The organism is Phyllobacterium zundukense, from assembly GCF_002764115.1.
GTDB classification, from domain to species: domain Bacteria; phylum Pseudomonadota; class Alphaproteobacteria; order Rhizobiales; family Rhizobiaceae; genus Phyllobacterium; species Phyllobacterium zundukense.
In genome coordinates, this window is the sequence record NZ_CP017940.1 from 2,830,057 (window position 1) to 2,854,439 (window position 24,383).

General features: G+C 57.0%; 29 protein-coding genes. 14 read left to right on the forward strand and 15 right to left on the reverse strand.

Features of this window, described 5'->3' with window-relative positions; all coding sequences use genetic code 11:
- Nucleotides 1–45 precede the first annotated feature (45 nt).
- From BLM14_RS14145 to BLM14_RS14155, 3 genes are all read right to left on the reverse strand, one after another.
- Nucleotides 46–1,026 carry a bifunctional riboflavin kinase/FAD synthetase gene (locus BLM14_RS14145; protein ID WP_099999971.1) on the reverse strand — a complete coding sequence of 327 codons (981 nt, stop codon included), beginning with the start codon at nt 1,024–1,026 and terminating at the stop codon, nt 46–48.
- Nucleotides 1,027–1,038: 12 nt separating this feature from the next.
- The gene (locus tag BLM14_RS14150; RefSeq protein WP_100001334.1) at nt 1,039–1,887 is read right to left on the reverse strand and encodes a TIGR01459 family HAD-type hydrolase; all 849 of its coding nucleotides are present in this window, start codon (nt 1,885–1,887) and stop codon (nt 1,039–1,041) included.
- Nucleotides 1,888–2,000: 113 nt separating this feature from the next.
- Nucleotides 2,001–2,330 carry a winged helix-turn-helix transcriptional regulator gene (locus BLM14_RS14155; protein ID WP_099999973.1) on the reverse strand — a complete coding sequence of 110 codons (330 nt, stop codon included), beginning with the start codon at nt 2,328–2,330 and terminating at the stop codon, nt 2,001–2,003.
- Nucleotides 2,331–2,466: 136 nt separating this feature from the next.
- Here BLM14_RS14155 and BLM14_RS14160 point away from each other — a divergent pair, with 136 nt between their 5' ends.
- The 6 genes from BLM14_RS14160 (at nt 2,467) to BLM14_RS14190 (ending at nt 7,069) form a co-directional block, all read left to right on the forward strand.
- Nucleotides 2,467–3,171: a glutathione S-transferase family protein gene (locus tag BLM14_RS14160; protein ID WP_100001336.1), complete on the forward strand. Its 705-nt coding sequence runs from the start codon at nt 2,467–2,469 to the stop codon at nt 3,169–3,171.
- 116 nt (nt 3,172–3,287) lie between these two features.
- Nucleotides 3,288–4,304 (forward strand): cation diffusion facilitator family transporter, encoded by a 1,017-nt coding sequence (locus tag BLM14_RS14165; protein WP_099999974.1) that lies wholly within the window; start codon nt 3,288–3,290, stop codon nt 4,302–4,304.
- A gap of 5 nt (nt 4,305–4,309) precedes the next feature.
- Nucleotides 4,310–4,615, forward strand: coding sequence for an ArsR/SmtB family transcription factor (locus BLM14_RS14170; RefSeq protein ID WP_472459581.1), 306 nt, complete (start codon nt 4,310–4,312; stop codon nt 4,613–4,615).
- 356 nt (nt 4,616–4,971) lie between these two features.
- Entirely contained in the window at nt 4,972–5,382 is a 411-nt protein-coding gene (locus BLM14_RS14175) for a hypothetical protein (RefSeq protein WP_133123963.1), read from the forward strand.
- A gap of 437 nt (nt 5,383–5,819) precedes the next feature.
- A complete protein-coding gene (locus BLM14_RS14185) occupies nt 5,820–6,419 on the forward strand; it encodes a hypothetical protein (protein WP_099999982.1) in 600 nt (199 codons plus the stop codon).
- A 122-nt stretch (nt 6,420–6,541) separates the two neighbouring features.
- Nucleotides 6,542–7,069 carry a hypothetical protein gene (locus tag BLM14_RS14190; protein ID WP_133123964.1) on the forward strand — a complete coding sequence of 176 codons (528 nt, stop codon included), beginning with the start codon at nt 6,542–6,544 and terminating at the stop codon, nt 7,067–7,069.
- A 64-nt stretch (nt 7,070–7,133) separates the two neighbouring features.
- On the opposite strand, the gene BLM14_RS14195 is transcribed toward BLM14_RS14190, so the two are convergent.
- On the reverse strand, nt 7,134–8,156 hold the full coding sequence (locus tag BLM14_RS14195; RefSeq protein WP_099999985.1) for a zinc-binding alcohol dehydrogenase family protein: 1,023 nt from the start codon (nt 8,154–8,156) through the stop codon (nt 7,134–7,136).
- Nucleotides 8,157–8,259: 103 nt separating this feature from the next.
- Between BLM14_RS14195 and BLM14_RS14200 the strand changes: the two genes are divergently transcribed.
- From BLM14_RS14200 to groL, 3 genes are all read left to right on the forward strand, one after another.
- On the forward strand, nt 8,260–8,619 hold the full coding sequence (locus BLM14_RS14200; protein ID WP_099999987.1) for a winged helix-turn-helix transcriptional regulator: 360 nt from the start codon (nt 8,260–8,262) through the stop codon (nt 8,617–8,619).
- A gap of 244 nt (nt 8,620–8,863) precedes the next feature.
- Nucleotides 8,864–9,160 (forward strand): co-chaperone GroES, encoded by a 297-nt coding sequence (groES, locus tag BLM14_RS14205; protein ID WP_027230208.1) that lies wholly within the window; start codon nt 8,864–8,866, stop codon nt 9,158–9,160.
- Nucleotides 9,161–9,223: 63 nt separating this feature from the next.
- Nucleotides 9,224–10,870, forward strand: a complete 1,647-nt coding sequence (gene groL / locus BLM14_RS14210) for a chaperonin GroEL (RefSeq protein ID WP_099999988.1) — start codon at nt 9,224–9,226, stop codon at nt 10,868–10,870.
- A gap of 97 nt (nt 10,871–10,967) precedes the next feature.
- On the opposite strand, the gene BLM14_RS14215 is transcribed toward groL, so the two are convergent.
- Nucleotides 10,968–11,375, reverse strand: coding sequence for a winged helix-turn-helix transcriptional regulator (locus BLM14_RS14215; RefSeq protein WP_237143374.1), 408 nt, complete (start codon nt 11,373–11,375; stop codon nt 10,968–10,970).
- Nucleotides 11,376–11,465: 90 nt separating this feature from the next.
- Here BLM14_RS14215 and BLM14_RS14220 point away from each other — a divergent pair, with 90 nt between their 5' ends.
- On the forward strand, nt 11,466–12,026 hold the full coding sequence (locus BLM14_RS14220) for an NADPH-dependent FMN reductase (protein WP_099999991.1): 561 nt from the start codon (nt 11,466–11,468) through the stop codon (nt 12,024–12,026).
- Between the two features lie 62 nt (nt 12,027–12,088).
- Complete coding sequence (locus tag BLM14_RS14225) at nt 12,089–12,766, forward strand: glutathione S-transferase family protein (RefSeq protein ID WP_099999992.1); 678 nt, start codon at nt 12,089–12,091, stop codon at nt 12,764–12,766.
- Nucleotides 12,767–12,775: 9 nt separating this feature from the next.
- Here the strand turns inward: BLM14_RS14225 and BLM14_RS14230 are convergent, their stop codons facing one another.
- The 3 genes from BLM14_RS14230 to BLM14_RS32525 all read right to left on the reverse strand — a co-directional run bounded on the left by BLM14_RS14230 (nt 12,776) and on the right by BLM14_RS32525 (nt 14,386).
- Nucleotides 12,776–13,129: a VOC family protein gene (locus BLM14_RS14230; protein WP_099999993.1), complete on the reverse strand. Its 354-nt coding sequence runs from the start codon at nt 13,127–13,129 to the stop codon at nt 12,776–12,778.
- Between the two features lie 5 nt (nt 13,130–13,134).
- The gene (locus tag BLM14_RS14235; RefSeq protein ID WP_099999994.1) at nt 13,135–13,545 is read right to left on the reverse strand and encodes an SRPBCC family protein; all 411 of its coding nucleotides are present in this window, start codon (nt 13,543–13,545) and stop codon (nt 13,135–13,137) included.
- Nucleotides 13,546–13,747: 202 nt separating this feature from the next.
- Nucleotides 13,748–14,386 (reverse strand): DUF6597 domain-containing transcriptional factor, encoded by a 639-nt coding sequence (locus BLM14_RS32525; RefSeq protein WP_099999995.1) that lies wholly within the window; start codon nt 14,384–14,386, stop codon nt 13,748–13,750.
- 158 nt (nt 14,387–14,544) lie between these two features.
- Here BLM14_RS32525 and fumC point away from each other — a divergent pair, with 158 nt between their 5' ends.
- Nucleotides 14,545–15,936 (forward strand): class II fumarate hydratase, encoded by a 1,392-nt coding sequence (gene fumC / locus BLM14_RS14245; RefSeq protein ID WP_099999996.1) that lies wholly within the window; start codon nt 14,545–14,547, stop codon nt 15,934–15,936.
- A 110-nt stretch (nt 15,937–16,046) separates the two neighbouring features.
- Nucleotides 16,047–16,433 carry a DoxX family protein gene (locus BLM14_RS14250; RefSeq protein ID WP_099999997.1) on the forward strand — a complete coding sequence of 129 codons (387 nt, stop codon included), beginning with the start codon at nt 16,047–16,049 and terminating at the stop codon, nt 16,431–16,433.
- A gap of 63 nt (nt 16,434–16,496) precedes the next feature.
- Here BLM14_RS14250 and msrA read toward each other — a convergent pair whose 3' ends face one another.
- From msrA to BLM14_RS14280, 6 genes are all read right to left on the reverse strand, one after another.
- Nucleotides 16,497–17,186, reverse strand: a complete 690-nt coding sequence (msrA, locus tag BLM14_RS14255) for a peptide-methionine (S)-S-oxide reductase MsrA (protein ID WP_099999998.1) — start codon at nt 17,184–17,186, stop codon at nt 16,497–16,499.
- Between the two features lie 20 nt (nt 17,187–17,206).
- On the reverse strand, nt 17,207–17,701 hold the full coding sequence (gene msrB / locus BLM14_RS14260; protein ID WP_099999999.1) for a peptide-methionine (R)-S-oxide reductase MsrB: 495 nt from the start codon (nt 17,699–17,701) through the stop codon (nt 17,207–17,209).
- Nucleotides 17,702–17,815: 114 nt separating this feature from the next.
- Nucleotides 17,816–18,514 (reverse strand): ATP phosphoribosyltransferase, encoded by a 699-nt coding sequence (gene hisG / locus BLM14_RS14265; RefSeq protein WP_100000000.1) that lies wholly within the window; start codon nt 18,512–18,514, stop codon nt 17,816–17,818.
- Entirely contained in the window at nt 18,511–19,653 is a 1,143-nt protein-coding gene (locus tag BLM14_RS14270; RefSeq protein ID WP_100000001.1) for an ATP phosphoribosyltransferase regulatory subunit, read from the reverse strand. Before BLM14_RS14270 ends, hisG begins: the two co-directional genes overlap by 4 nt.
- 6 nt (nt 19,654–19,659) lie before the next feature.
- On the reverse strand, nt 19,660–21,261 hold the full coding sequence (hisS, locus tag BLM14_RS14275; RefSeq protein WP_100000002.1) for a histidine--tRNA ligase: 1,602 nt from the start codon (nt 21,259–21,261) through the stop codon (nt 19,660–19,662).
- A gap of 87 nt (nt 21,262–21,348) precedes the next feature.
- Nucleotides 21,349–21,996 (reverse strand): DNA-3-methyladenine glycosylase I, encoded by a 648-nt coding sequence (locus tag BLM14_RS14280; RefSeq protein WP_100000003.1) that lies wholly within the window; start codon nt 21,994–21,996, stop codon nt 21,349–21,351.
- Between the two features lie 185 nt (nt 21,997–22,181).
- Between BLM14_RS14280 and BLM14_RS14285 the strand changes: the two genes are divergently transcribed.
- A complete protein-coding gene (locus BLM14_RS14285; RefSeq protein ID WP_100000004.1) occupies nt 22,182–22,973 on the forward strand; it encodes a L,D-transpeptidase in 792 nt (263 codons plus the stop codon).
- 76 nt (nt 22,974–23,049) lie between these two features.
- On the opposite strand, the gene glcF is transcribed toward BLM14_RS14285, so the two are convergent.
- Nucleotides 23,050–24,381 carry a glycolate oxidase subunit GlcF gene (gene glcF, locus BLM14_RS14290; protein ID WP_100000005.1) on the reverse strand — a complete coding sequence of 444 codons (1,332 nt, stop codon included), beginning with the start codon at nt 24,379–24,381 and terminating at the stop codon, nt 23,050–23,052.
- Between the last annotated feature and the right edge of the window lie 2 nt (nt 24,382–24,383).

Genomic DNA, 24,383 nt, shown 5'->3' on the forward strand with positions numbered 1-24,383 from the left:
GATAGATAAAATTAGATTTATTCTTTTGGTAAACGATTTACCAATTCAGTCGAAGTTGATCGTCTGGTCGAGAGCGGAAAGCGGCTTCACGCCCTGCAGCAGTGCTCGCGCTTCTTCCTCGTCACGCTTGATCTGCTGCATCATTGGCTCAAGACCGTCGAATTTTTCTTCGCCGCGCAGATAACCAAAGAATGAAACTGCGCATATCTCGCCGTAGAGATCGCCGGTAAAGTCGAAGACATAGGTTTCGAGCAGCGGCTCGCCATCCGTATCGACAGTCGGTCTGCGGCCAAAGCTTGCCACCCCATCATAGAGCGTGCCGTCCGCACGGCGGAAACGTACAGCGTATATGCCATGCTTCAAATGGGTCTCGGGCGGTAGTACCATATTGGCCGTCGGAAAACCGATGGTCCGGCCAAGCTGCTTGCCGGCAATGACTTCAGCCCTGATCCGATGGCGGTAACCGAGGAGGCCGGCAGCTTCGACCACTTCCCCTTCGCCGAACAGCTCACGGATACGGCTCGACGATATCGCCTGCCCGCCTTCGTCGCGAAAGGCGTCAACCAGGGTAACGTGAAAGCCGCGTTTCTCGCCGGCATCCATCAGGAAGGCGGGCCCTCCCTGACGGCCCTTGCCGAAATGAAAGTCAAAGCCGGTGACGATCCGGCTGGCTGCCAAGCCATCAACCAGAATCCGGTCAACGAAGACATCGGCGGTCAGCTGCGAAAATTCCCGGGTGAAATGACACTCAACCACCGCATCGAAGCCGAGAGCTTCCAGAATTGAGGCCTTTTCGGCGGCAGGTGTCAGCCGGTCAACGGGTTGGTCAGGCACGAACACACTTCGCGGATGCGGCTCGAATGTCAGTACGAGCGAGGGTTTTCCTGCCGCATGAGCAGCTTCCAGCGCGCGCTCGAGCACGGCCTGATGACCACGATGCACACCGTCAAAATTGCCGATTGCCACAACTGCGCCCTTGAGGTGCTCTGGCAAATGGGACGGATCATTCAGACGCAGGATAGACATGGACTCTTAACCTCAGGCCAAGGCGGGCATGGTGGCCACTGGATTGCTGCCATGTTTTGCAAGAAAGGCCAACAGTTTCTCAAGATCCTGGACGCCGCCCATCACATAGTCGCCCGCATGAATACCACCGGAAATATAGAGCGCATCGATGCCGAAAAGGTCGGCACCTTTGATATCAGTCAGCATGCCATCGCCGATAGCGAGAACGCGGGAGTGATCGACGGGCTTGCCGCGCACCGCTTCGGCGGCGGCAATGGCCTCCTCGTAGATCGGGCGGTGCGGTTTGCCGGCAATCAGCGTGCGGCCGCCGAGCTGACCGTAGTCGCGGGCAAGTGCGCCGGCACACCAGATAAGTCGATCGCCACGCTCGACGACGATATCGGGGTTGGCGCAGATGAAAGGCAGGTTGCGTGAACGCAAGCGCGTCAGCATTTCGGCATAGTCTTCGGGCGTCTCCGTCTCATCGTCGAAAAAGCCGGTGCAGACAACGACGTCCGCCTCGCGTTCTTCGACGAGTTCGATATCAAGACCATCATACAGCGTTTCGTCGCGCTCCGGTCCAAGGTGGAAGATATGGCGCGGCGCGTTGCGGATCAGTTCACGCGTCACGTCACCCGATGTGACGATGCGATCGTAGGACGTTTCCGGCACGCCGAGCGAGTGTATCTGCTGCGCAACCCCTGCAAAGGGACGTGGCGCATTGGTGATGAGAACCACCGTCAGACCGGCCTGCCGCGCACGCGACAAGGCATTGGAGGCTGAAGCGAACGAATCCACGCCGTTATGCAGGACGCCCCAGACATCGCACAGAAGCACGTCATAACGATCCATCAATGCGTCGAGACGCTGCAAATGTACCATGTCGCTCATGCCGAACCTTTCAGAAGACGGGTGGCGTCTGGCCATCCGGAAGATGCCATCGCTTAGCCGATCAGGCCAATCGTGTCACGCAGGATTGTGTTCTAAAAGGACGATCAAGCTTTTGCGTCGCGATGCCTGGTCAGACGCTCGCCGCATTCACCGAGCACATCGACCAGCGAGCGCAAATGCTGCCCTTCTTCGGTGAGGCTGTATTCAACACGCACCGGAACCTCAGGGTAGACGGTACGGCGGACGTAGCCGGCAGCCTCCAGCGCGCGCAAATCCAGCGTCAGCATGCGCTGGGATATCTTTGGCATGTCGCGGCGAAGGTCACTGAACCGTTTCGTCCCCTCCAGGAGATAATAGATCAACAGAATGCGCCAGCGCCCGGCAAGGACGAGCATGGCGTTTTCAACGGGGCAGTGTGAAACCGTGTCTTTCATTTTTTGTCCAACCATTTGGAATGTTGGTATAAAATTTGTACTATCATGACATTTTTGTGCCTTCTTTACAATAGTGACCGCTGTCGCCATGTTCCATTTCACCGCGGTTCGTGAACTCAAAATCAAGGAATTGGAAATGGAACCTGTACTGTTTTATGGCGTGCCGCATGGCTGCTCTTTCGGATCGATCGTTGCACTGGAATGGCTGGGACAGCCCTATCGCCTGAGCCGGATCGACATGCTGGCAAAGACGAAGAGCAATATTTATGGGCGCGTCAACAGCCAGCAGCAGACGCCGACCCTGCTTCTGGAGGACGGCCAGCCGCTCAGCGAAAGCTTCGCCATCCTGCAAAACATCGCGGCACGCGACCTGAGCCGCAAACTTGGGTTTGCCCAGGGAACGGAAGCCCACGACAGGCTCAACCAGATGCTTGCCTATCTGCATACGAGTTTTCACTCGGCCTTTGCGTCTGCCTGGACAGCGTTCAAGTTGAAGGATGGTGATCCGGCGATCGAAATATTGCGTGAATTGGCGCGAGAAAAGGCCGCCGAAGGGTACGCCTACCTGCAAAGGCATATGAAGGGTCGCGAGTGGCTTGTCGGCGACAGCAAGACAATCGCCGATGCCTATCTCATCGGCATTGCACGCTGGGGCGAAGACCTGCAGCTTTTCGATCTGAAGCGCGAATATCCAGAGTTTTATCGCTACCTGCAGAAGCTCGAGGCAGACAGGGCTGTGATGTTTGCCCACGCCATCGAGGATGGTCAGCCAGCCGCCACAAGCGGCCAGTTCCTCGGCCATGTGGATCTCGCCGAGATCGAGCCACGTCTCGCCGCATAGACACATCCCGATCATGATCCACCGGTTCCGGCGCCGGTGGATCAAATGCCCTGCCCTCCGTTGACACACAACATATGAACAAGTATTGATATGTTTGTTAGCAATAGGGGCAAGCCATGTCGCATTCGCATGAAGGTCACGATCACGCGCCGAAGATCACGTCGGACAACCAGCGCAAGGTGTTGATCGCCTTCTTCATTACCTTTGCCTTCATGATCGTCGAGGTCATCGGCGGACTTCTGTCAGGTTCGCTCGCGCTGATTGCCGATGCCGGGCACATGGTAACCGATGCGGCTGCCCTGGCCCTTGCCTACGCTGCCTTCCATTTTGGCAAGCGGGCGGCCGACGAGCGGCGCACCTTCGGTTATTTGCGGTTTGAAGTCATCGCCGGACTGATGAATGCGATCGCGCTCTTTGCCATACTTGTCTGGATCACCATCGAAGCCATCGATCGTTTCCGCAATCCGGGCGAAGTTCTGGCCGGTCCCATGCTCATCGTGGCGACCATCGGATTGATCGTCAACGTAGCGGTGTTCTGGATCCTGACGCGAGGCGATAGCGAGCATGTCAACATCAAGGGCGCCGTGCTGCATGTTCTGGGCGACCTGCTCGGTTCGGTTGGCACGATCATAGCCGCGATCGTCATCTACTACACCGGCTGGACGCCCATCGATCCGATCCTGTCGGTGTTCGTTTGCCTGCTGATCCTGCGCAGTGCCTGGGCTCTTCTGCGAAATTCGATGCACATCCTTCTCGAAGGCGCACCGGCAAATGCTTCGCCGGAAGAAATTGAACAGCATTTGCAGACGACCATTCCTGGCATCGCCAATGTGCGGCATGTACACGTCTGGATGATCACGTCAGGCAGGGCGCTCGCCACATTGCATGTGCTGCCACAGGCCGATGCCGACCCCCGTCTTCTGGTTAAGGCGGTCCAGGCCGAACTTGCGAAAAAATTCGACATCGAGCATTCGACGATCGCCATCGATTGGCCCGATATGGCCACTGACGACTGCTGTCTTGGTACGAACTCCAACGGCGAGCATGAGCACAGCCACGACCACGGGGACCATGATCACAGCGACCACGATCACGGTGTTCACGCCCACAATCACGAGGGCCACAAGCATTGAGCAAGGTGGCCCTTCCCTCGCAGCCGGAGACGACGATCCTCGCCGAGACATTCCGGCTGCTTGGCGATTCGACCCGTTTGCGCATCCTGTTCTTTTGCCTGGAGGCGCCAAGATCCGTGGGCGACATCGCAGCAAGCCTTGACCTGTCGCAATCGCTGGTCAGCCATCACCTGCGGTTGTTGCGCGGCGCACGCCTGGTGCGCGGCAACCGGCTGGCCAAGCAGATTTTCTATGAGCTTGCCGACAAACACGTCAGCGACATGCTTGTCGATATGGCACACCATGTCTGCGAGGAAGCTGACGAGGCCTAACCCCAGGTAGGAAGCGGTGACGATCAGAGCCTTTATACGACCAATTGCTAATTGACCGGCGCGAGATTTAATAGGAATAATTTCCTTTTTTAAAGGAATTATTTCATGGACCTTTTTTTCGAACATCTCGCCGAAGTTCTCAGCCTCAAAGCAAGGATCGCCGCACAGAAACTGCGCCTGGATCGCATGCGTGCAGCACCCGCCAACACGCATCCCCGGATAGAAATCCGCAAGGCCGAACTTGGGCTCGATTGTGACCGTTCCCGGTTGCGGCTGATGGAGCAGGCCTTCACCCGCAAGTACAATTTCGATCCTAACCAGCCACGCGTGCCAGCCGGAAATGACGACGGCGGGCAATGGACGAATACGGGTGGGCGCTCATACGCACTCGCCACACCAGCCACATCCACACCAGGCAACGAGTTGCCAATGCCACCAGATCGGTTGCCGCTGCAACGGGACCGGCGATCTCCTCCGCACCTAATTCCGGTATGGGCAGGGCACAATCCGGTCTCCTCGCCGGAGCCGAAACGCTCCGCCAACTGCTTCAAAGCGATCCGCTCAATTCTTCGTTCAGTGGAACCGCGGACGAAGCCAGTGATCGCTACAATTGGTTGCTGGAGAAGAAGCCACGCAATGTCGTTCCGGCGCTGCACTTCACACCTCATGAATTCCAGTTGCGTTCAGAGCCCGGACAGGGTCCGAGGCTGAAGGTGGTCGTGGTGCCTCTGCTGCGCGAGCAGGTGGAGGCTGCCTGTCCGTTATAAGGAGCAGTCCAAACAGAAGCAAACCTGGCTGTTAGAGTGGCAGGGAAAGTATCCGATTATCGGTCGTCCACCGATTTTGGCACCCGCGCGCACACGATCATGAAGGAGAATATTCTTCACAATTACTCCGGACGTCTAATACCAGAGCGATCTTATTTGAAGTATTTTGAGGAATTGGAGGGTGACGAGCGGTATCGCGAGGGTGGAGTAAGATATGGCTTGAAGGATTCACTCCGCTTGGACGTCCTTGAAAAAGTAGGAAACGGGGTCATCTGCGTTTACGATTTGAAAACCGGAAAAAGCGGGCTTTCCCCAGCCAGGATAAGGGAAATCGGCCAGTCTGTTCATAAAAATTTCGGAATAGTGAATCGTATTCTTATCATTCCGATCCAACCATGGTTAGGCTATTGACAACAATCCCAGATGTGAAACGGGCAATGATGCCCTTGCTTGAGCGCCATGATGATCTGGCGCTCGTCGGACGTATGCTGGTGTTAACCCCGGTGCGCAATGTCCTGCGCTTCATCTGCATTGATCGCGAGTCGGACGTATACGCCTTTGATGTTCGCACCTGCATGAATCTCACCTTCTTCGATATTGGCCACTGGCCACTAAGTGGTGGCTGGCGGCTTGCTGCAGATCGAGGAAGTTGGGATATCCGTTACCCCACGTCGCTTGAGGTGCTGCGCCAAATGATTGAAGAAGCACTTCCGGAAATGCGTCGTGTCAACACAATCGACGAATTCGTGACCTACCAAAACAATAGCATGAAATCGCTGTATCGTTCGTCTCTTCGTCCAAACGGTCTTGCCCTCATCGCAATTGCCAATGGCGATCTTGAGAAAGCCCTTTCGATCGTCGAGCCAGCTATCGCCAGCCGCGAGATGGACTGGACACGCAAATATTACAACGCCTTGAAGCAACGGGATTGTACTGCTTTTCTCTATCTGCTGCGCGAACAGCAGGCGCGCACCATCGGGGCGCTCAAACTGGCCAAACATTTCGAACCCGAACCTTTTGGAGTGGAGAAGGGATGAGGGCAAGTCTGCTGCCTGTTGTTACTCAGGATGATGTCGAACGATTGGTTAAGCCAATCCTCGATCGTCATAAGGACCTGACGCTCATTGGTCGCCACCTGGTCGTCAGGCCGGTACGGCACGTGCTGCGCTTCATCCGCCTTGGCCACTCGATATTTGATGATCTCTTCAACGTCGCGGCAGTCGTCGATCTGACATTCCTGCGTTATTCTAGTTGGGCGACCAATGGCAAACGTTCGCTGTACAATAATGGGTGGGGGCCTTGGAACATTTTTGATCCCGAAGAGGTTGAGCGCTTACGCCATACAATTGAAGAGACATTACCTGAACTGCGCCGTGTCAACACGATCGACGACTTTGTGGCCTATCGGTCGAACGAGCCACCGCCGCATTCCTTTTCCTTCGATTTTAAACTCATGGCCCAAATTGCCATCGCCACGGGAAATCTCGACGAGGCCATTGGCTTGGTGGACGCTGCCATCGCCAAGGGCTGGGTGGAACATTTGCCGAAATATTACGAACCCTTGAAGAAACGGGACCGGGTAGCCCTGGTCAATTTTCTGCGCAAACAGCAGGCGGGCTCGATCGAAACCCTTGGCCTGACAGACTATTGGCAACAGGAACCTTTTCCACTGGAGGTGCGGAAATAAATGGGATTGCTCCGTAGCCTCCTAGTCCACTACCGCCGGCAAACGAGACGCCTGCCGGCAAGTCCTATCCACCGCAAAACCCGGAAAGAACAATCTTCCCCTTGGCCCGGCCACTTTCGATGAGCGCATGTGCCCTCTTGAGATTGGCGGCGTTGATCGGGCCGAAATCATCGGCGAGCGTCGTTTTGATTGTGCCTTCGTCTACGAGTTCCGACACTTTGTTCAAAATCCGATGTTGAGCTTCCATGTCAGCGGTCTTGAACAGCGCCCGCGTAAACATCAATTCCCAATGCAGTGAAATGCTTTTGCGCTTCAGCAACATGACATCAAGCGCCTTCGGATCGTCGATGAGCGCAAAGCGGCCCTGTGGCGCCAGCAGTGCAGCGATCTCCGCCAGATGCGCGTCGGAGTTGGTGGTTGAGAATACAAGGCCCGGAGCGCCTATGCCGAGCGCTTCGACCTGTGCTGCGATGGGATGCGAATGATCCATGACGTAGTGAGCACCGAGATCGCGAGCCCAAGCCTGTGTTTCCGGACGCGACGCCGTGGCGATAACAGTCAGGTTTGTCAATTTTCGCGCGAGCTGGATAGCGATCGAGCCAACGCCACCAGCGCCGCCAATGATGACAATGGCATTGGCGGCGCCGACTACCGGCGTTTCGACGTGAAGCCGGTCGAACAATGCTTCCCACGCCGTTATCGATGTCAACGGCAAGGCGGCTGCAGCGCCGAAATCCAGCGATGATGGTTTCTTCCCGACGATCCGCTCATCGACGAGATGGAATTCCGAGTTGGTGCCAGGACGATCGACTGCACCGGCATAGAACACTTCATCGCCCGGCTTGAAGAATTTTGCCTCTGGACCCACTGCAGCCACGATACCCGCCGCATCCCAGCCGAGCACCTTGGAAGTTCCTGGTTCGGGCTTCACCCCTGCGCGGATCTTGGTATCAACCGGATTGACGGATATGGCCTTCACGTCGACCAACAGGTCCCTGCCCCTTGCCTCAGGCTTTGGCAGGTCGATATCGACCAGCGACGTTTCAGCGGTGATGGGCTGTGGTTCGAAATAGGCGACGGCGCGCATGATCGTTACTCCAGGATAAGTTGAACCCGGCTCAGATGCGCCCTATGCTACACAAGTGCAAGAATGCACATATATTGCATATAGTGTCAAAAAGGATACCGTCATGCCACGCGTGCGCCACAAGACGTTTGATTGTTCTGCCGGCTGCCCTGTGGAAGGCGTTCTCAACCTGATCGATGGCAAGTGGAAAGGCGTGATCCTCTACCATCTCATGTCAGGAACGCTGCGCTTTAACGAAATCCGCCGCAAGTTAATACACGTTACGCAGCGCATGTTGACCAACCAGTTGCGCGAATTGGAGGCCGATGGGCTCATTATACGGAAGGTCTATGCCGAAGTGCCACCGAAGGTCGAGTACTCACTTTCGGAGCGCGGCCGTAGCCTGGAGCCCGTTATCAACGCCTTGAAGGCATGGGGTGACGCCAATCTCACTATCGACAAAATCGACGTAGAGGCTGCGTAGATTGCTCGTTTCATCAAGCTATCACATTCATCGAATATGTTACTTGATGGTTAGCGGAAGCACGCTTTGCAAGTGCGGACTTCAGGCCCATTGCAGAAAAATTCCTGATAGCTTTCCCTTGACTCTTCGGTGTCATCCCACTATCTCCGGCCGCAGTTAGCACTCACCACTACCGAGTGCTAATAACGCGGATGGCGCAGCTGTTCGCGACATCGTTTTGACACCAACATCAAGGGTTCTAACCATGGCCAAGACCAAGTTCCGCCCGCTTCATGACCGCGTCGTTGTACGCCGCGTCGAATCCGAAGCAAAGACTGCAGGCGGCATCATCATTCCGGATACTGCCAAGGAAAAGCCACAGGAAGGCGAAGTAATCGCTGTAGGCACCGGCGCTCGTGACGAAGCCGGCAAGCTCGTACCGCTCGATGTCAAGGCAGGCGATCTGATCCTGTTCGGCAAGTGGTCCGGTACGGAAGTCAAGATCGGCGGCGAAGACCTGCTGATCATGAAGGAATCCGACATTCTGGGCATTCTCGGCTAATCGCCAACTGTCCCTTAATCAACGCATATAGATCAAACCGGGTTCAACCCCAGGAGAGATACAATGGCTTCCAAAGAAGTAAAGTTCGGCCGCGACGCGCGTGAGCGCATGCTGCGCGGTGTCAATATCCTTGCAGACGCTGTCAAGGTAACGCTCGGCCCGAAAGGCCGTAACGTTGTCATCGACAAGTCCTTCGGCGCCCCGCGCATCACCAAGGACGGCGTGACCGTTGCCAAGGAAATCGAACTTGAAGACAAGTTCGAAAACATGGGCGCACAGATGGTGCGTGAAGTCGCTTCGAAGACGAACGACATTGCCGGCGACGGCACCACGACTGCCACCGTTCTGGCCCAGGCTATCGTTCAGGAAGGCGGCAAGGCTGTTGCTGCTGGCATGAACCCAATGGATCTGAAGCGCGGCATCGATCTGGCTGTTGCTGAAGTCGTCAAGGACCTCGTCAAGAAGGCCAAGAAGATCAAGACTTCGGAAGAAGTTGCCCAGGTTGGCACGATCTCTGCCAATGGCGAGACCGAAATCGGTGAAATGATCGCCAAGGCGATGCAGAAGGTCGGCAACGAAGGTGTTATCACCGTTGAAGAAGCCAAGACCGCTGACACCGAACTCGAAGTCGTCGAAGGCATGCAGTTCGACCGCGGCTACCTGTCGCCATACTTCGTCACCAACCCTGAAAAGATGGTTGCTGACCTCGAAGACGCCTATATCCTTCTCCACGAGAAGAAGCTTTCGAACCTCCAGGCCCTTCTGCCGGTTCTCGAAGCTGTCGTTCAGACCTCCAAGCCGCTCGTCATCATCTCTGAAGACGTAGAAGGCGAAGCTCTTGCCACGCTCGTTGTCAACAAGCTGCGCGGCGGCCTGAAGATTGCTGCTGTCAAGGCTCCTGGCTTCGGCGATCGCCGCAAGGCCATGCTGGAAGACATCGCCATCCTCACTGGTGGTCAGGTTATTTCCGAAGATCTCGGCATCAAGCTCGAAAGCGTTACGCTCGACATGCTCGGCCGCGCCAAGAAGGTGTCGATCACCAAGGAAAACACCACGATCGTTGATGGTAATGGCAAAAAGGCCGAAATCAACGCCCGCGTTGGCCAGATCAAGCAGCAGATCGAAGAAACCACTTCCGACTACGACCGCGAGAAGCTGCAGGAACGTCTTGCCAAGCTCGCTGGCGGCGTTGCCGTTATCCGCGTTGGCGGTGCAACGGAAGTTGAAGTGAAGGAAAAGAAGGACCGCGTCGACGACGCCCTCAACGCAACCCGCGCGGCTGTCGAAGAAGGTATCGTTCCTGGCGGTGGTGTTGCTCTTCTGCGCGCTTCGGCTGCTCTTACTGTCAAGGGTGCCAATGCCGATCAGGATGCTGGTATCAACATCGTTCGCCGCGCTCTGCAGGCTCCGGCTCGCCAGATCGCAACGAATGCAGGCGATGAAGCCTCTATCGTTATCGGCAAGATCCTTGAGAACAAGAAGGACACCTACGGCTACAATGCGGCCAATGGCGAGTACGGCGATCTGATCGCACTCGGCATCGTCGATCCGGTCAAGGTTGTTCGTACTGCTCTGCAGGACGCTGCATCGGTTGCTGGCCTGCTCGTCACCACTGAAGCCATGATCGCCGAAGCTCCGAAGAAGGACAACGGCGGCGCTCCCCAGATGCCAGGCGGCGGAATGGGCGGCATGGGCGGTATGGACTTCTAAGAAGTCCTCATCCAGACGAATACGAAAAGGCGGGTTTCGACCCGCCTTTTTTATTGCCGTTGATATTCACGGCTCACTATTCCTCGCGTCAACGCGCCTATTCCGCAGCATGCGCAAATGGGGGTTGCGCCTCCTTGCCGCCGTGAGCCGCATCGAAGCGGGCACGGGCCTCGCCGACGCGTTGCTCGTTCTTGATCGCCCAATCGCCGAGCGCCCGTACGGGCACCAGCAGGTCGCGCCCAAGATCGGTCAGCTCATAATCCACGCGCGGCGGAATGGTCGGGTAGACCGTTCGTGTGACAAAACCGTCGCGCTCAAGACCACGCAACGTGCTCGTCAGCATCTTTTGCGAAATGCCATTGATCGTCCGTTTCAGCTCATTGAACCGCATGGATCGGTTGCCAAGGTAGTTGACGACCAGCACCGTCCATTTGTCGCCGACACGCGCCAGAATGTGATTAACCGCCGTGCAGGCAGAGGTTACCTGAAAGTGATCTGGTTTCAAAAAAGTGCCTCCTTGCGGCCGTTTCGAACAGTCACTTATATAGCGCCGGTCACAAATAGTTACCATCCCCCAAGATGAAGGATTCCTGAAATGGCTAAAGCTAAAATCGGCATCATTGTTGGCAGTACGCGCATCGGTCGCTTTGCCGAATTTCCTGCCAAATGGATCGCTGAGGTTGCCGGCAAGCGTGACGATGTCGAGGTGGAAATCCTCGATCTGCTTGACTATCCGATGCATTTCTTCGGCGAAGAGCGCACCACGACAACCCAGACCGAGACGGCAGAGCGCTGGAAAAAAAAGCTGCGTGAATTTGATGGCTATGTCGTCACTGTAGCCGAATACAATCACGGTCCGACAGCCGTTCTGAAGAACGCGATCGACCTTGGTGAATTCATACAGAAGCCTATCGGTTTTGTCGGTTATGGCGGTGTCGGTGGCGCACGTGCGATCGAAAATCTGCGTCTGGTCTTCGTGGAAATGAGCGCCGCCTCCGTAAAGACCGGAGTTCACATCTCCTTCCCGGAATATCTGACCGTGGTCAAAGGCGAGAAGAAGCTCGGCGATTACGAGCATCTCAATGAAGCAGCCAACAATCAGCTTGATCAGCTGGTCTGGTGGGCGAACGCCTTGAAGACTGCCCGCGCAGCCTGATTCATCGATCGAGCGGCTGTTTCGGCAGCCGCTCAGCGACTATCGTTGAGGAGAACCATTCCATGTCGTCACTTACCCTGATCAGTCATCTGCTTTGCCCCTATGTGCAACGCGCAGCCATTGCGCTTGCCGAAAAGGGGGTAGCGTTCGAGAAAATCTATATAGACCTGGCGGCGAAACCCGACTGGTTCCTGAAAATCTCGCCGCTTGGAAAGGTGCCACTGTTGAAGGTGCCACAAGCGGACGGCAGCGAGGCAATCCTGTTCGAAAGCTCCGTCATCGCCGAATATGTCGACGAGAGCCAGGCCGGGCCACGTTTGCATCCGGAAGATGCCCTCACCCGCGCCAGGCATCGCGGCTGGATGGAATATGGTTCCTCTATCCTCTCTGATATCTGGGGGCTGGAAACGACCAAGGATGCGGGCGTTTTCGAAGAGAAGCGGAATGCGCTTACTGAGAAGTTCGGCCGACTTGAAGAGGTACTCAACGATGGCCCGTTTTTTGCTGGCTCGAAGTTCAGTCTCGTTGACGCTGTCTTCGCACCTGTGTTCCGCTACTTCGACACTTTCGATGAAATTGCGGATCTCGGCGTATTCGCCAACTATCCCAAGGTTCGCGCATGGCGCAAAGCGCTCGCCGCGCGGCCGAGTGTACAAGATGCCGTCACACCCGAATATTCGCAACTGCTGCGCGAGTTTCTGAAGAAGTACGACGCTTATATGCTGACGCGCATGGCCTGATCGGAGATTCTATTTATCCGACCAGACTGCAAGTTCGTATCCATCCGGGTCGGCGAAGTGGAAGCGCCGGCCACCGGGGAAACTGAAGACAGGTTTGACAATCTTTCCACCCGCCTTTTCGACCTGCTTCAACGTATCCGCGAGATCTTCGGCGAAGAGGATGATCAGCGCACCGCCTGATCGAACTTCGCCTTCGGTCGTAAAGCCGCCCTTGAGATTGCCGTCGGAAAACTCGCAATAGCCGGAGCCGTAGTCAGTGAAGGTCCAGCCGAAGGCATTGCCATAGAATTTACGTGCGCGCCCGATATCGCTCACGTTGAATTCGATGTAGTCGATACGCTTGTCTTTGCCTGAACTGGCCATCGTTTTCATCCTATCAGTTGTGCTTCGAGGAGGTCCTTGAGCGCCTGCAGGTCACGCATCACCCATGCAGCATCGGCAGTGAATTTCTCGTCATCCATGCCAGGCAAACGGAACAGGGTGAATATCACCTCGCAGTTTTCGCCATTGGCCACCACCCGCAGCGGGATGTAGACCTCTTCGCCTGTTTCCAAGACCACCCAGTGATCGAGGACGCCCAATTTGTTCTCGGGTGCGAACCGCAATCGCAGTTTGCCGGCGGGACCGTCCGCAAGCCATTCGCCGCCGGACTTTTGCAAGCCGGACGTCAGACCGGAGGCCCATTGCGGCAAGTTTTCCGGAACGCTGACAAAATCATAAACGTCGCGCCAGTTGCGCCCGATGGAAATTTGAAGGGTTCGCGCTTCATGTGTTGCCACAGCCTGTCCTCCTCACGCTACTCGCTACAAGTTTATGCGCCTAAACAGTTCCTGTCTTGAACAAAACGGCCAGTCAGGCCGCCAATTGGTGCATCAGCATGCTTGGCGATATGCCGGAAAGCGCTTTGACCTCGCGGCTTAGATGCGCCTGATCGGCATACTCCGCTTCAAACGCCAAGACGCCAAGACCTATCTGGGGGACTTACCGGACCAGCGTCAGGAATTTCTGGAAGCGGAGAATTCGCTCCAGCACCTTCGGCCCATATCCGTAGTAATAATGGCACCTCCGGCGCAATGTGCGTTCGCTAATGTTGAGTTCATCCGAGAGGCTCGCGACGCCAGAATCCTGGTTCACATTTGCAAGCCTGCGAAAAGCCAGGGCCATCGCGGTGTCCGGACTTGCAACTGTGCGTGCAATGCGGGCAAGGCATGCTTCAAAGCTTGAGGCGGCCTCCTCATCCGATCGCGTGGCGCTCAGGCTGTCAGCGAGTGCATCTGCACGCGTGCCCCAGAGTTCGCGTAGATCGATCCGGCGATTGACAAGTTCAGACATTGGAAGGCCGAGCCAATGGGCAGCGGCGCCGGGCGCGAAACGCATGCCAATGATACTTGTCATGGCAGGATCCACCAGCTGCGGTCCGATGTCCGGGCCTGCGACGGTCACTCTGCCTTGCGCCCATAAGAGATCGACACATCCGTCGGGAACGACGGTTACCGGCCTCGATCCAAGACCATTGCGGCTCCATGCGCACAGAAAATGCGACCGCAGATCAACAATGGGCAAGGATTCGCAGTAATGTCCGGAGCAATTCGCAAGGACGGGTTTGTTGTCAGGCCGCATGATGTGCACCGTCGTAAAAAATCGATTGATCGGAACAGCTTATAATCGATTTTATCCCAAAGCCGGGCGAATTCCAGATTAACATGCACTGCTCAAACCTTGCCTCTCGCAGAGCTTCGCAGTAGTGATCTCGCAACTCCCACCAGGAAAATTACACGATGAGCTCTACCCGTACCGAAACAGATACTTTTGGTCCCATCGAAGTCGCCGCGGACAAATATTGGGGCGCGCAGACCGAACGCTCACTGCACAATTTCAAGATCGGCAGCGAGAGAATGCCGATCCCGCTGGTACGTGCTCTTGGTATTGTCAAACGTGCTGCGGCCGAAACCAACATGGCACTGGGCAAGCTCGACGAAGTGATCGGCCGCGCCATCACGGTGGCTGCGGAAGAAGTTATCGAGGGCAAGCTCGACGATCACTTCCCGCTGGTCGTCTGGCAGACAGGCTCCGGCACCCAGTCGAACATGAATGCGAATGAGGTCATTTCCAACCGCGCCATCGAAATGCTGGGCGGCACCAAGGGCTCAAAGAAGCCGGTTCATCCAAACGACCATGTCAATATGAGTCAGTCGTCGAACGACACGTTCCCGACCGCGATCCACATCGCCACGGCAGTCGAAGCAACCGAACGCCTCTATCCCGCGCTCGGCCATTTGACAGCCGCCTTGGCGAAGAAGGAAAAGGCATTTGCCGATATCATCAAGATCGGCCGCACTCACACGCAGGATGCAACGCCGGTAACGCTGGGCCAGGAATTCTCGGGCTATCGCGCGGCGCTGGAATACGGCCGCAAGCGCATCGAGCAGAGCCTTGCCGACGTGTTCCTGCTGGCCCAGGGCGGTACCGCCGTGGGTACCGGCCTCAATGCGCCGATCGGCTTTGAAACAGGTTTTGCCGAGGCGGTCTCTGACATCACCGGCCTGCCCTTCAAGACCGCCCCGAACAAGTTCGAGGCACTGGCAAGCCACGGCGCGCTCGCCAACTTCCATGGCAGCCTCAACGCGCTTGCCACTGATCTGTTCAAGATCGCCAATGACATCCGCTTCCTCGGTTCTGGCCCGCGTTCCGGCCTTGGAGAGTTGAAACTGCCGGAAAACGAGCCGGGCTCATCGATCATGCCGGGCAAGGTCAACCCAACGCAGGCCGAGGCGCTGACCATGGTCGCCACGCAGGTGTTTGGCAATCAAACGACAGTGACAGTCGCTGCCAGCCAGGGCCACTTCGAACTCAATGTGTTCAAGCCTGTGATTGCACTGAATGTTCTGCAGTCGATCCGTCTGCTCTCGGATTCCATGGTCTCCTTCGCAGACAATTGCGTTGAAGGCATCGAGGCTGACGAAGTCCGCATCAAGGATCTGCTCGAGCGGTCGCTGATGCTCGTCACGGCCCTTGCTCCGGCGATTGGCTATGACAATGCGGCGAAGATCGCCAAGACGGCCCATAAGAACGGCACGACCTTGCGCGAAGAAGCACTCGCCAGCGGTCATGTGTCGGCCGAAGACTATGATCGCCTTGTTCGTGCAGAGCGCATGATTGCCCCGGAGTAAGATTAGAAAATCATTTTAATGTGAACAATCTGTCGAGAAAATAGTGGCTTTGTTTGACAATCAAATTTAGCTATTTGGCTGTCACGACAAAAACCCGGAGAAGTTTCCTTATGTCCAACAATGCAATTGTTACGCTGATAAGCCGCATCCTGCTTTCGATATTGTTCATTCCCGCCGGCTTCGGCAAGCTGACTGCCATTGCAGGCACTGCGGGATATTTTGCTTCCAAAGGCCTGCCGCTGCCAACGGTCACGGCGGTTATTGTAGGCCTGGTTGAATTTCTTGGCGGTCTTGCCGTCCTCATCGGCTTCCAGACCCGTTACGCCGCAATCCTGCTCGGTTTATTCACCATTGCCGCTGCGTTCGTCGGTCATCTGGTTCCCTGGGATCAGGCGAACCAGATAAACTTCTTCAAGAACCTCGCAATTGCCGGTGGTTTCTTCGTACTCGCCCAGTATGGCGCGGGTGCGCTTTCGGTCGACGCCAAGCGCGGCTGATCGATCCAATATCGACCAAGAAAAAGGCCGCTTCGAGCGGCCTTTTTTGATGATGCCTCAATCTCAGTTAGACGCTTTGGCCTCGCTGACAAGCACAGGCTTGTCGCGGTAATCCTGCGGGAACAATTTGCTCAGGTTTTCGATCTTGGGCAGATCGTAATAGGCGATGTAGGGCTGCGATGGATGGATCGTCGCATAGTCCTGGTGATAGGCTTCGGCCGGGTAGAATTTATCCAGCGATGAAACCTTCGTGACTATCGGACGGGAATAGACCTTCGCCTTGTCGAGCTGAGTGATATAGGCCTTTGCGATCTTTTCCTGGTCGGCGCTGGTTGTGAAGATGGCCGAGCGATATTGCGTCCCGGAATCCGGACCCTGGCGGTTCAGTTCGGTTGGATTGTGAACGACCGAGAAATAGACCTGCAGGATCTTTCCGAGGCTGACGACTTTCGGATCGAATGTCACTTCAACCGACTCCGCATGGCCGGTATCGCCGCCGCTGACGATCTCGTAGCTCGCGGTTTCCTTCTTGCCGCCCGAATAGCCGGACACGGCATTGGTCACGCCCTTCATGTGCTGGTAGACACCCTGCACGCCCCAAAAGCACCCGCCGGCAAGGACGATCGTCTCAGGTTTTGCCGAGGCGGTTTGATCGATCGCGGGTGGTGGAACCATGGTGACGGTCTCGCCGGCAAGGGCGCATCCGGGAGAAAGCAAGATCGTTGCAGCGAGCAAGAAATGATGGAATTTCATGGATCTGATCCTTTGAGTTCTCAGGCAGCGGCCGGTTTGAATGTCAAGGCGACACCGTTCATGCAGTAGCGCAGGCCGGTCGGCTTTGGCCCGTCATCGAAGACATGGCCGAGGTGGCCACCGCAGCGATGGCATTCGACCGCCGTGCGCGTCATGCCGAAAGAGCTGTCGGATATCTCGTTGACGGCACCCTTCATCGGCAACCAGAAACTCGGCCAGCCAGTGCCACTGTCAAATTTGGTATCTGAATCAAAGAGCGGCAGATCGCAGCCGGCGCAGGCAAAAATACCCTTGCGTTTTTCATGGTTGAGCGGGCTGGTGAAGGGCGCTTCGGTTCCTTCCTGGCGCAAGACATCATACTGCTCGGGCGTCAGTAGCTTCCTCCATTCCGCATCCGTATGCTCGACTTCGAAAGTACCAGCCGCATGGGCTGTCGGCGTGCTCGCAAATCGTGTCGCCACGAATGCGCCAAGCCCCGCTATCGCACCGCCAAAAAGCGTTCGACGTGTCATCATGACTAAACTCCCAGGGTCATTATACCGATCATATTCGGTCTTCTGCAGGGAAATACGTCTGGATCGCCGGAAAGGTTACATAACAGGCGCCGAATCACGGAGAGTTGATAGCGATCAGCGCTTGGCCAGTGCGGCCTTGATGCGTTGCGACAATTCTGCAACCGCCTTGGTTTCGGCAGTATCAAGCGATGAAATCAGACAGGCCTGCGACTTCAGGATCACGCCATCTTCGAGAACCTTGAGATGATTGGCGTGCAAAGTCGATCCGGTCGAGGTGATATCGACGATGATATCAGCGGAACCCGAAGCAGGAGCGCCCTCGGTAGCGCCGAGGCTTTCGACGATACGATAGACCTGGATGCCATGCATCTGTGAGAAGAACTGCTGGGTCAACCGCCAGTACTTCGTGGCGATACGCAGCCGGCGGCCATGGCGCTGGCGGAAATCGGCAGCAACGTCATCGAGGTCCGCCATGGTCGATACATCGTACCAGACCTCCGGCACCGCAACGACGACATCCGCATGGCCGAAGCCAAGCCGCGCCTCGATCTGAACCCGTTCATCCGTTGAGGACAAGGTTTCGCGGATCAGATCTTCCCCCGTTACACCCAGATCGACGCTGCCATAGCCAAGTTCACGAGCGATTTCCGATGCGGAGAGAAACAGGATGTCGATCTGGCTCTCGCCCTTGACCTGCGCCCGGTAATTGCGCTGGTCCTTCGGCAGGATCACGCTCAGTCCAGCACTCTCGAGCACTTCGAGCGCCTGTTCCTTCAGACGGCCTTTGGAGGGAAGCGCCAAGGTGACGGTCATTGCGCATCTCCTGGAGCACTCTCGGCAATATGCTCGAGCCGGTCGAGCCAGATCGAAAAGCCGACACCCGGAATGGAGCCGACAGCGCCCAGCATGGTCAATAGCCGGTCGTAGCGTCCGCCGCCAACAATCGCGCCAAGTTCGGTATTTTTCAACGCGCGGGTTTCGTAGACCAGCCCGGTATAGTAATCGAGCGGGCGGCCAAAAGCGGCATCATAGATGATATTCTCGTGTCCGATTCCTGCCTCTACAACCGACGCGGCGCGCGCCTCGAACTGTTCCAGCGCAGGGCCGAGGTCGAACTCGTTGGAGCGGGCGAAGGTGAGCAATTGGCCGGCCGCAGACTGCAGCGGAACGCGGATCGCAAGGAAGCTTTCCAGGGCAGAAATTGTCTTGGCAGGCAGCTTGACCGAAGCGAGGGTCGTTTTCTCGATCATGCGGCGCGCAATCTCGATTGGCGCACGCCCGGCGCCAGGCGAAATACCGGCTGCCTGCATGTCCTGTTCCAGTTCGGCAGCAAGTCCAGCCTCGTCGCCCTTTGCCACAAGCGCGGCGAGACGATCCGGCAGCGTGTCATTTTGCCGGTCGGAGGAAAGGTCTTCGAGCAAGCCTTTCAATTGCCCCGGATTGCCGAAGGCGCGCGCGAGCTTCTTCTGCCAGCCGCGGGGCAGACCGAGCGCCGCCAGCACCGCCTCGAAGATTGCCTGATCGCCGAGCAAGGTTTCCAGTTCCGCGTGCGGAGCAACCAGCCGGATCGCAGCCAATGCATCAGCGAGGGAACGCGCATCGGCGCGGGCCCGGTTGGCATCGCCAAGATCCTCGATGCCAGCCTGGAAGAATTCATTGCCGCCCTCGCGGCGCTGGCGAAACACTTCGCCAAGATAGGCATAGCGTTTTGGTGTTGCCGCGTTGCGTTCGATATGATTGCGGCAAACGGGAATGGTGAATTCGGGTCGCAGGCAAAGGCTCTGGCCGTTTTCGTTCTCGGTCAGGAAAATCCGGCGGCGCAGGTCCTCGCCGGCCATGTCCAGAAACTGGTCGGCCGGCTGGATGACCGGAATATCGACGAGCTCGGCATCGCGCCCCGAGATCAGCGCGGCAAGCTCACCGGAAAAGGCTGGGGCGCGGGAGGCGGTCATCCGGGGTTATTGCGCCTTCGATGCGTTGGCGCGATCCTCGGCCTGCGCTTCGCGTATCTTGCGAACCTCGGCAACGAGGTCGCTTTCCTTGGCAGTGATCTGCGCGGGGCGGCTTTCACGCCACGTGACATTGTCCTCGATTTCCGCCGAGAGGCGCGCACCTTCGATCAGGTCCTTGATCTGCACTTCGCCATTGTCGCGTTCCTGCGAGCCCTGGATGATGACGCAAGGCGCGCCGCGGCGATCGGCATATTTCATCTGCGGCTTCATGCCGGAACCGCCGAGATACATTTCGGCGCGGATCCCGGCCTGCCGCAGCTCCGAAACCATCTTCTGATAGCGGCCAAGGCTGACTGTATCCCTGTCCATCACCAGAACGACGACGGGACCGATATTATCGGAAGTGTCCAGCTTGCCCAGATTCTTCAAGGCGGTCATCAGGCGCGAGACGCCGATGGAAAAGCCCGTCGCTGGCACCGGTTCGCCGCGGAAACGCGAGACCAGGCCGTCATAACGCCCGCCGCCACCGACCGAGCCGAAACGAACGATCTGGCCATCTTCATTGGGGATTTCCGCCAGAAGTTCTGCTTCAAAAACCGGTCCAGTGTAGTATTCAAGGCCTCGAACGACCGAAGAATCGACCATCACTCGGTCGGCATCATAGCCTGCTGATACACAAAGAGCTGAAAGCTCCTCTAGCTCGGATACTCCTTGTTGGCCTGTTGTCGATTCACCGACCACCTGCCGCCAAGCATCAAACGACATTGAACTTGATCTAAAAGTACCCTCTCCAAATGGGTCTACGGGCGATTTTGCTCCACTTTGTATAAGATCGGGCCTACCCTCTCGAAAGGCGGTTCCAAGGTAGGCTAGAACCTTGGATATGCCATCCTCATCCAACCCGGCGCCCTTTGTGAAATCGCCCTCACCTTCCTTGCCGCCGTCCCACCGGCCGGCGCCAAGCAGCAGGCGCACGCCATCCACGCCGAACTTGTCAAGCTTATCGATCGCCCGCAGCACGGTGAGGCGCTTTCCTGCATTTTCATCGCCGGCAAGGCCGATCGCATCCAGCACGCCGTCCAGAACCTTGCGGTTGTTGACACGGATGACATAGTCACCGCGCTTGATGCCCAGTGCTTCCATGACATCGGCCATCATCATGCACATTTCCGCATCCGCCGAGACGGAGGGCGCGCCGACCGTATCGGCGTCGAACTGCATGAACTGGCGGAACCGGCCCGGGCCCGGCTTCTCATTGCGGAACACCCAGCCGGAGCGATAGCTGCGATAGGGTTTTGGAATGCTCTCGTAATTTTCGGCGACATAGCGCGCCAAGGGCGCTGTCAGATCGTAGCGCAACGACAGCCATTGCTCGTCATCGTCCTGAAACGAGAACACGCCTTCATTGGGGCGGTCCTGATCGGGGAGGAATTTGCCGAGCGCATCGGTATATTCGATCAGCGGCGTTTCGACGGGCTCGAAGCCATAAAGCTCATAGACCTTGCGGATTTCCGCCATCATCTTTTCGGCAGCGCGCAGATCATCCGGCACACGGTCCACGAAACCGCGCGGCAGTCGCGCTTTTACCCTGTCTGCCTTTGTTGCCATGATGATGATCCAAACCTTTGAAATTCTAGCGATTGCCGGAGCGGGTTTGCTCTAGACTATCAAGGCTTCAAGGGCAAGGATTGAACGTCATTTGGGACGTTTGAAGCTCGCGCGCAGCTTTTCGATTTCCTGGCGGCACTTGCAGCCTTCGATATGGTCATTGACGAGGCCCATCGCCTGCATATGCGCATACATCGTCGTTGGACCAACAAAACTCCAGCCGCGCTTCTTCAGGTCATTGGACAGGCGGATCGAAGTTGGGGATGTCGGGTTTGCAATGAGTGTGGGATAGTCGACAATCTTGGGACGCTCATCTGACGGTGGCTCAAACTGCCAGAAATAAGCAGCGAGCGAGCCTGTTTCCTTGACGAGTTCAATGGCGCGCTTGGCGTTGTTGATCGCGGAATTGATCTTGCCACGGTGGCGGATAATGCCTGCATTGCCGAGCAGCCGCTCCACATCCTTCTCGCCATAACGGGCGATACGGTGATAATCGAAGCGATCAAAGGCTTCGCGGAAATTCTGGCGCTTGCGCAGAATGGTCAGCCAGGACAGGCCCGATTGAAAGCCTTCGAGGCAGATCTTTTCGAACAGCCGCGTATCGTCCGTCACCGGCCTGCCCCACTCATGGTCGTGGTAATGCACGTATTCCGGCAGTGTGCCCGGCCAGAAACAGCGGGTATCGCCGTCCTCGCCGGTAATCAGGCCAGTCTTGACCGGAGTATCGTCTTGCATATCGCCTGCCTTTTTCCAAACATTAACCAGATTTGCAAACCCGCCGGTAACCACACCAAATGGTTTCGACAAAGAATCGCATTTTATTGATCTCGATTCACTTTTTTCTACCTCAGCGCAGGCAAACTCAATCCGAAAACTGACAAATCCTGTCAGCAGTGTTTGTTGCCTTGAGAATAGACCCGATGAAATCTGCATATCTGCTTCTGGTATCATGCCTGGCCGTTACCTTTACCAGCAGCGCGATGGCCAGCGAGCGCTACGCAACAAGACCGCCGGTGGTCATGAGCCCGGATCTGTCGGCACCCTGGGTGATGCAATTGCGCCAAAGGCCAGTCGGAACGTCCGCGAATATTCGCGACCGCCTGGTCCTGAGCGAGCCGCCTGCGCGCGGCACGATCAAGCAGCGCGACCGCCGCATCGTGCGCAGGGAGTCCGTCGCAAATCCGGCTGTCCGGGAGGTGTCGTTCCAACACCCCGATACACCGGCGGGCGATCAGCCGCCGAAAAAGCGGGGCATGGATCCGAGATTCCTGCCGCAGTCCGTGGCTTATGATGGTCCGGAGAAGCCCGGAACCATCGTCATCGATACATCGCAACGTTTCCTGTACCTCGTCGAAGCGGGCGGTACGGCACAGCGCTATGGCGTCGGCGTCGGCAAGGAAGGCTTCGGCTGGTCCGGGACCAATACGATCAGCCGCAAGGCCGAGTGGCCTGACTGGAATCCACCTGCATCTATGATCGAGCGCGAGAGACGCAAGGGCCACTACATCCCGGCACATATGGAAGGCGGTGTCGCCAATCCTCTTGGTGCGCGCGCGCTCTATCTCGGTTCGACGCTGTATCGCATTCACGGCACCAATGCCCCATGGACAATTGGACATGCCGTATCCAGCGGCTGTATCCGCATGCGCAATGAAGACGTTACCGACCTTTATGAGCGGGTCAATGTCGGCACGAGAGTCGTCGTGATGTGAGAGTTAATGGGGGCCGGCACCGGGGGCGGTGCCGGGAAACTGGGCAGCGGTTCACCGGAATCGCTGCCCTTTTTATTTATTCGGCCGCGTGCAGGAATGGTTTGGGTGAAGGAACGCCTTCCGGCTTCGGGCCGCCATAGACCCAATCCAGCAGTTCCACCGTGTGCACGATCGGCAGTTTGGAACCGCTGGCGATCTGGGTGATGCAGCCAATATTGCCGGTGGCGATGAGGCTCGCGCCCGTTGCCTCGATGTTCTTCACCGTCCGATCGCGCAGGGTACGGGCAATCTCTGCCTGCATGATATTGTAGGTGCCGGCCGAGCCGCAGCACAGATGCCCTTCAGCTGGCTCCTTGACGATGAAACCTGCCGCTTTAAGCAAATCCTTGGGCTGGCGCGTGATCTTCTGTCCGTGCTGCATCGAACAGGCCGAGTGATAGGCAACAGTCAAGCCTGCCGGTTGCTTTGGTGCAGGCAGGTCGAGTGTCGTCAGATATTCGGTGATATCCTTGGCCAGCGCAGAAACACGCGCCGCCTTGTCCTTGTAGTTCGGGTCGAGCCGCAGCATGTAGCCGTAATCCTTGATCGTCGTGCCGCAACCCGACGCCGTTACCACGATCGCGTCGAGACCGCCCGCATCAAGCTCGCGCGTCCAGACATCCACATTGCGGCGGGCGTCGCCGAGCGCTTCGTCCTCACGGCCCATATGATGCACCAGTGAGCCGCAGCACCCCTCGCCCTTTGGCACGACCACTTCGATGCCAAGCCGTGTCAACAGCCGGATCGTCGCTTCATTGATGCCAGGCTTCAGCACCGGCTGGGCGCAGCCGGTAAGAATTGCAACCCTGGCCTTTTTCGTTATCTGAGGTGCATGCGAGCCGGGCTCGGCAAAGCGCGATTTCGCGGGAACGGACTTGGGTGCAAGCTCGAGCATTGCAGCCACCGGCTTCAACGCCGACACGGATCTGAACAGCGGTACGAAAGGACGGCCAAGCCTTGCAGCGTTGAGTGCAAAGCGAAAACGGCCGGGATAGGGCAGGACAAGAGCCAGCAAAGCGCGCGTGAGGCGGTTCATCACCGGGCGCTTGTAGGTCTTCTCAATGTGAGCACGGGCATTGTCCACCAGATGCATGTAATTGACGCCCGAGGGGCAGGTCGTCATGCAGGCGAGGCAGGACAGGCAGCGATCAACATGCCTGACGATCTGCTCATCCGCCGCTCGACCATTTTCCAGCATGTCCTTGATCAGGTAGATGCGCCCGCGCGGACTGTCGAGTTCATTGCCAAGCGTGACATAGGTCGGGCAAGTGGCGGTGCAGAAACCGCAATGGACGCATTTGCGCAGGATCTTTTCCGACTCGGCGACACCGGGATCCAGCAACTGCTCGGGGGTGAAATTTGTCTGCACGT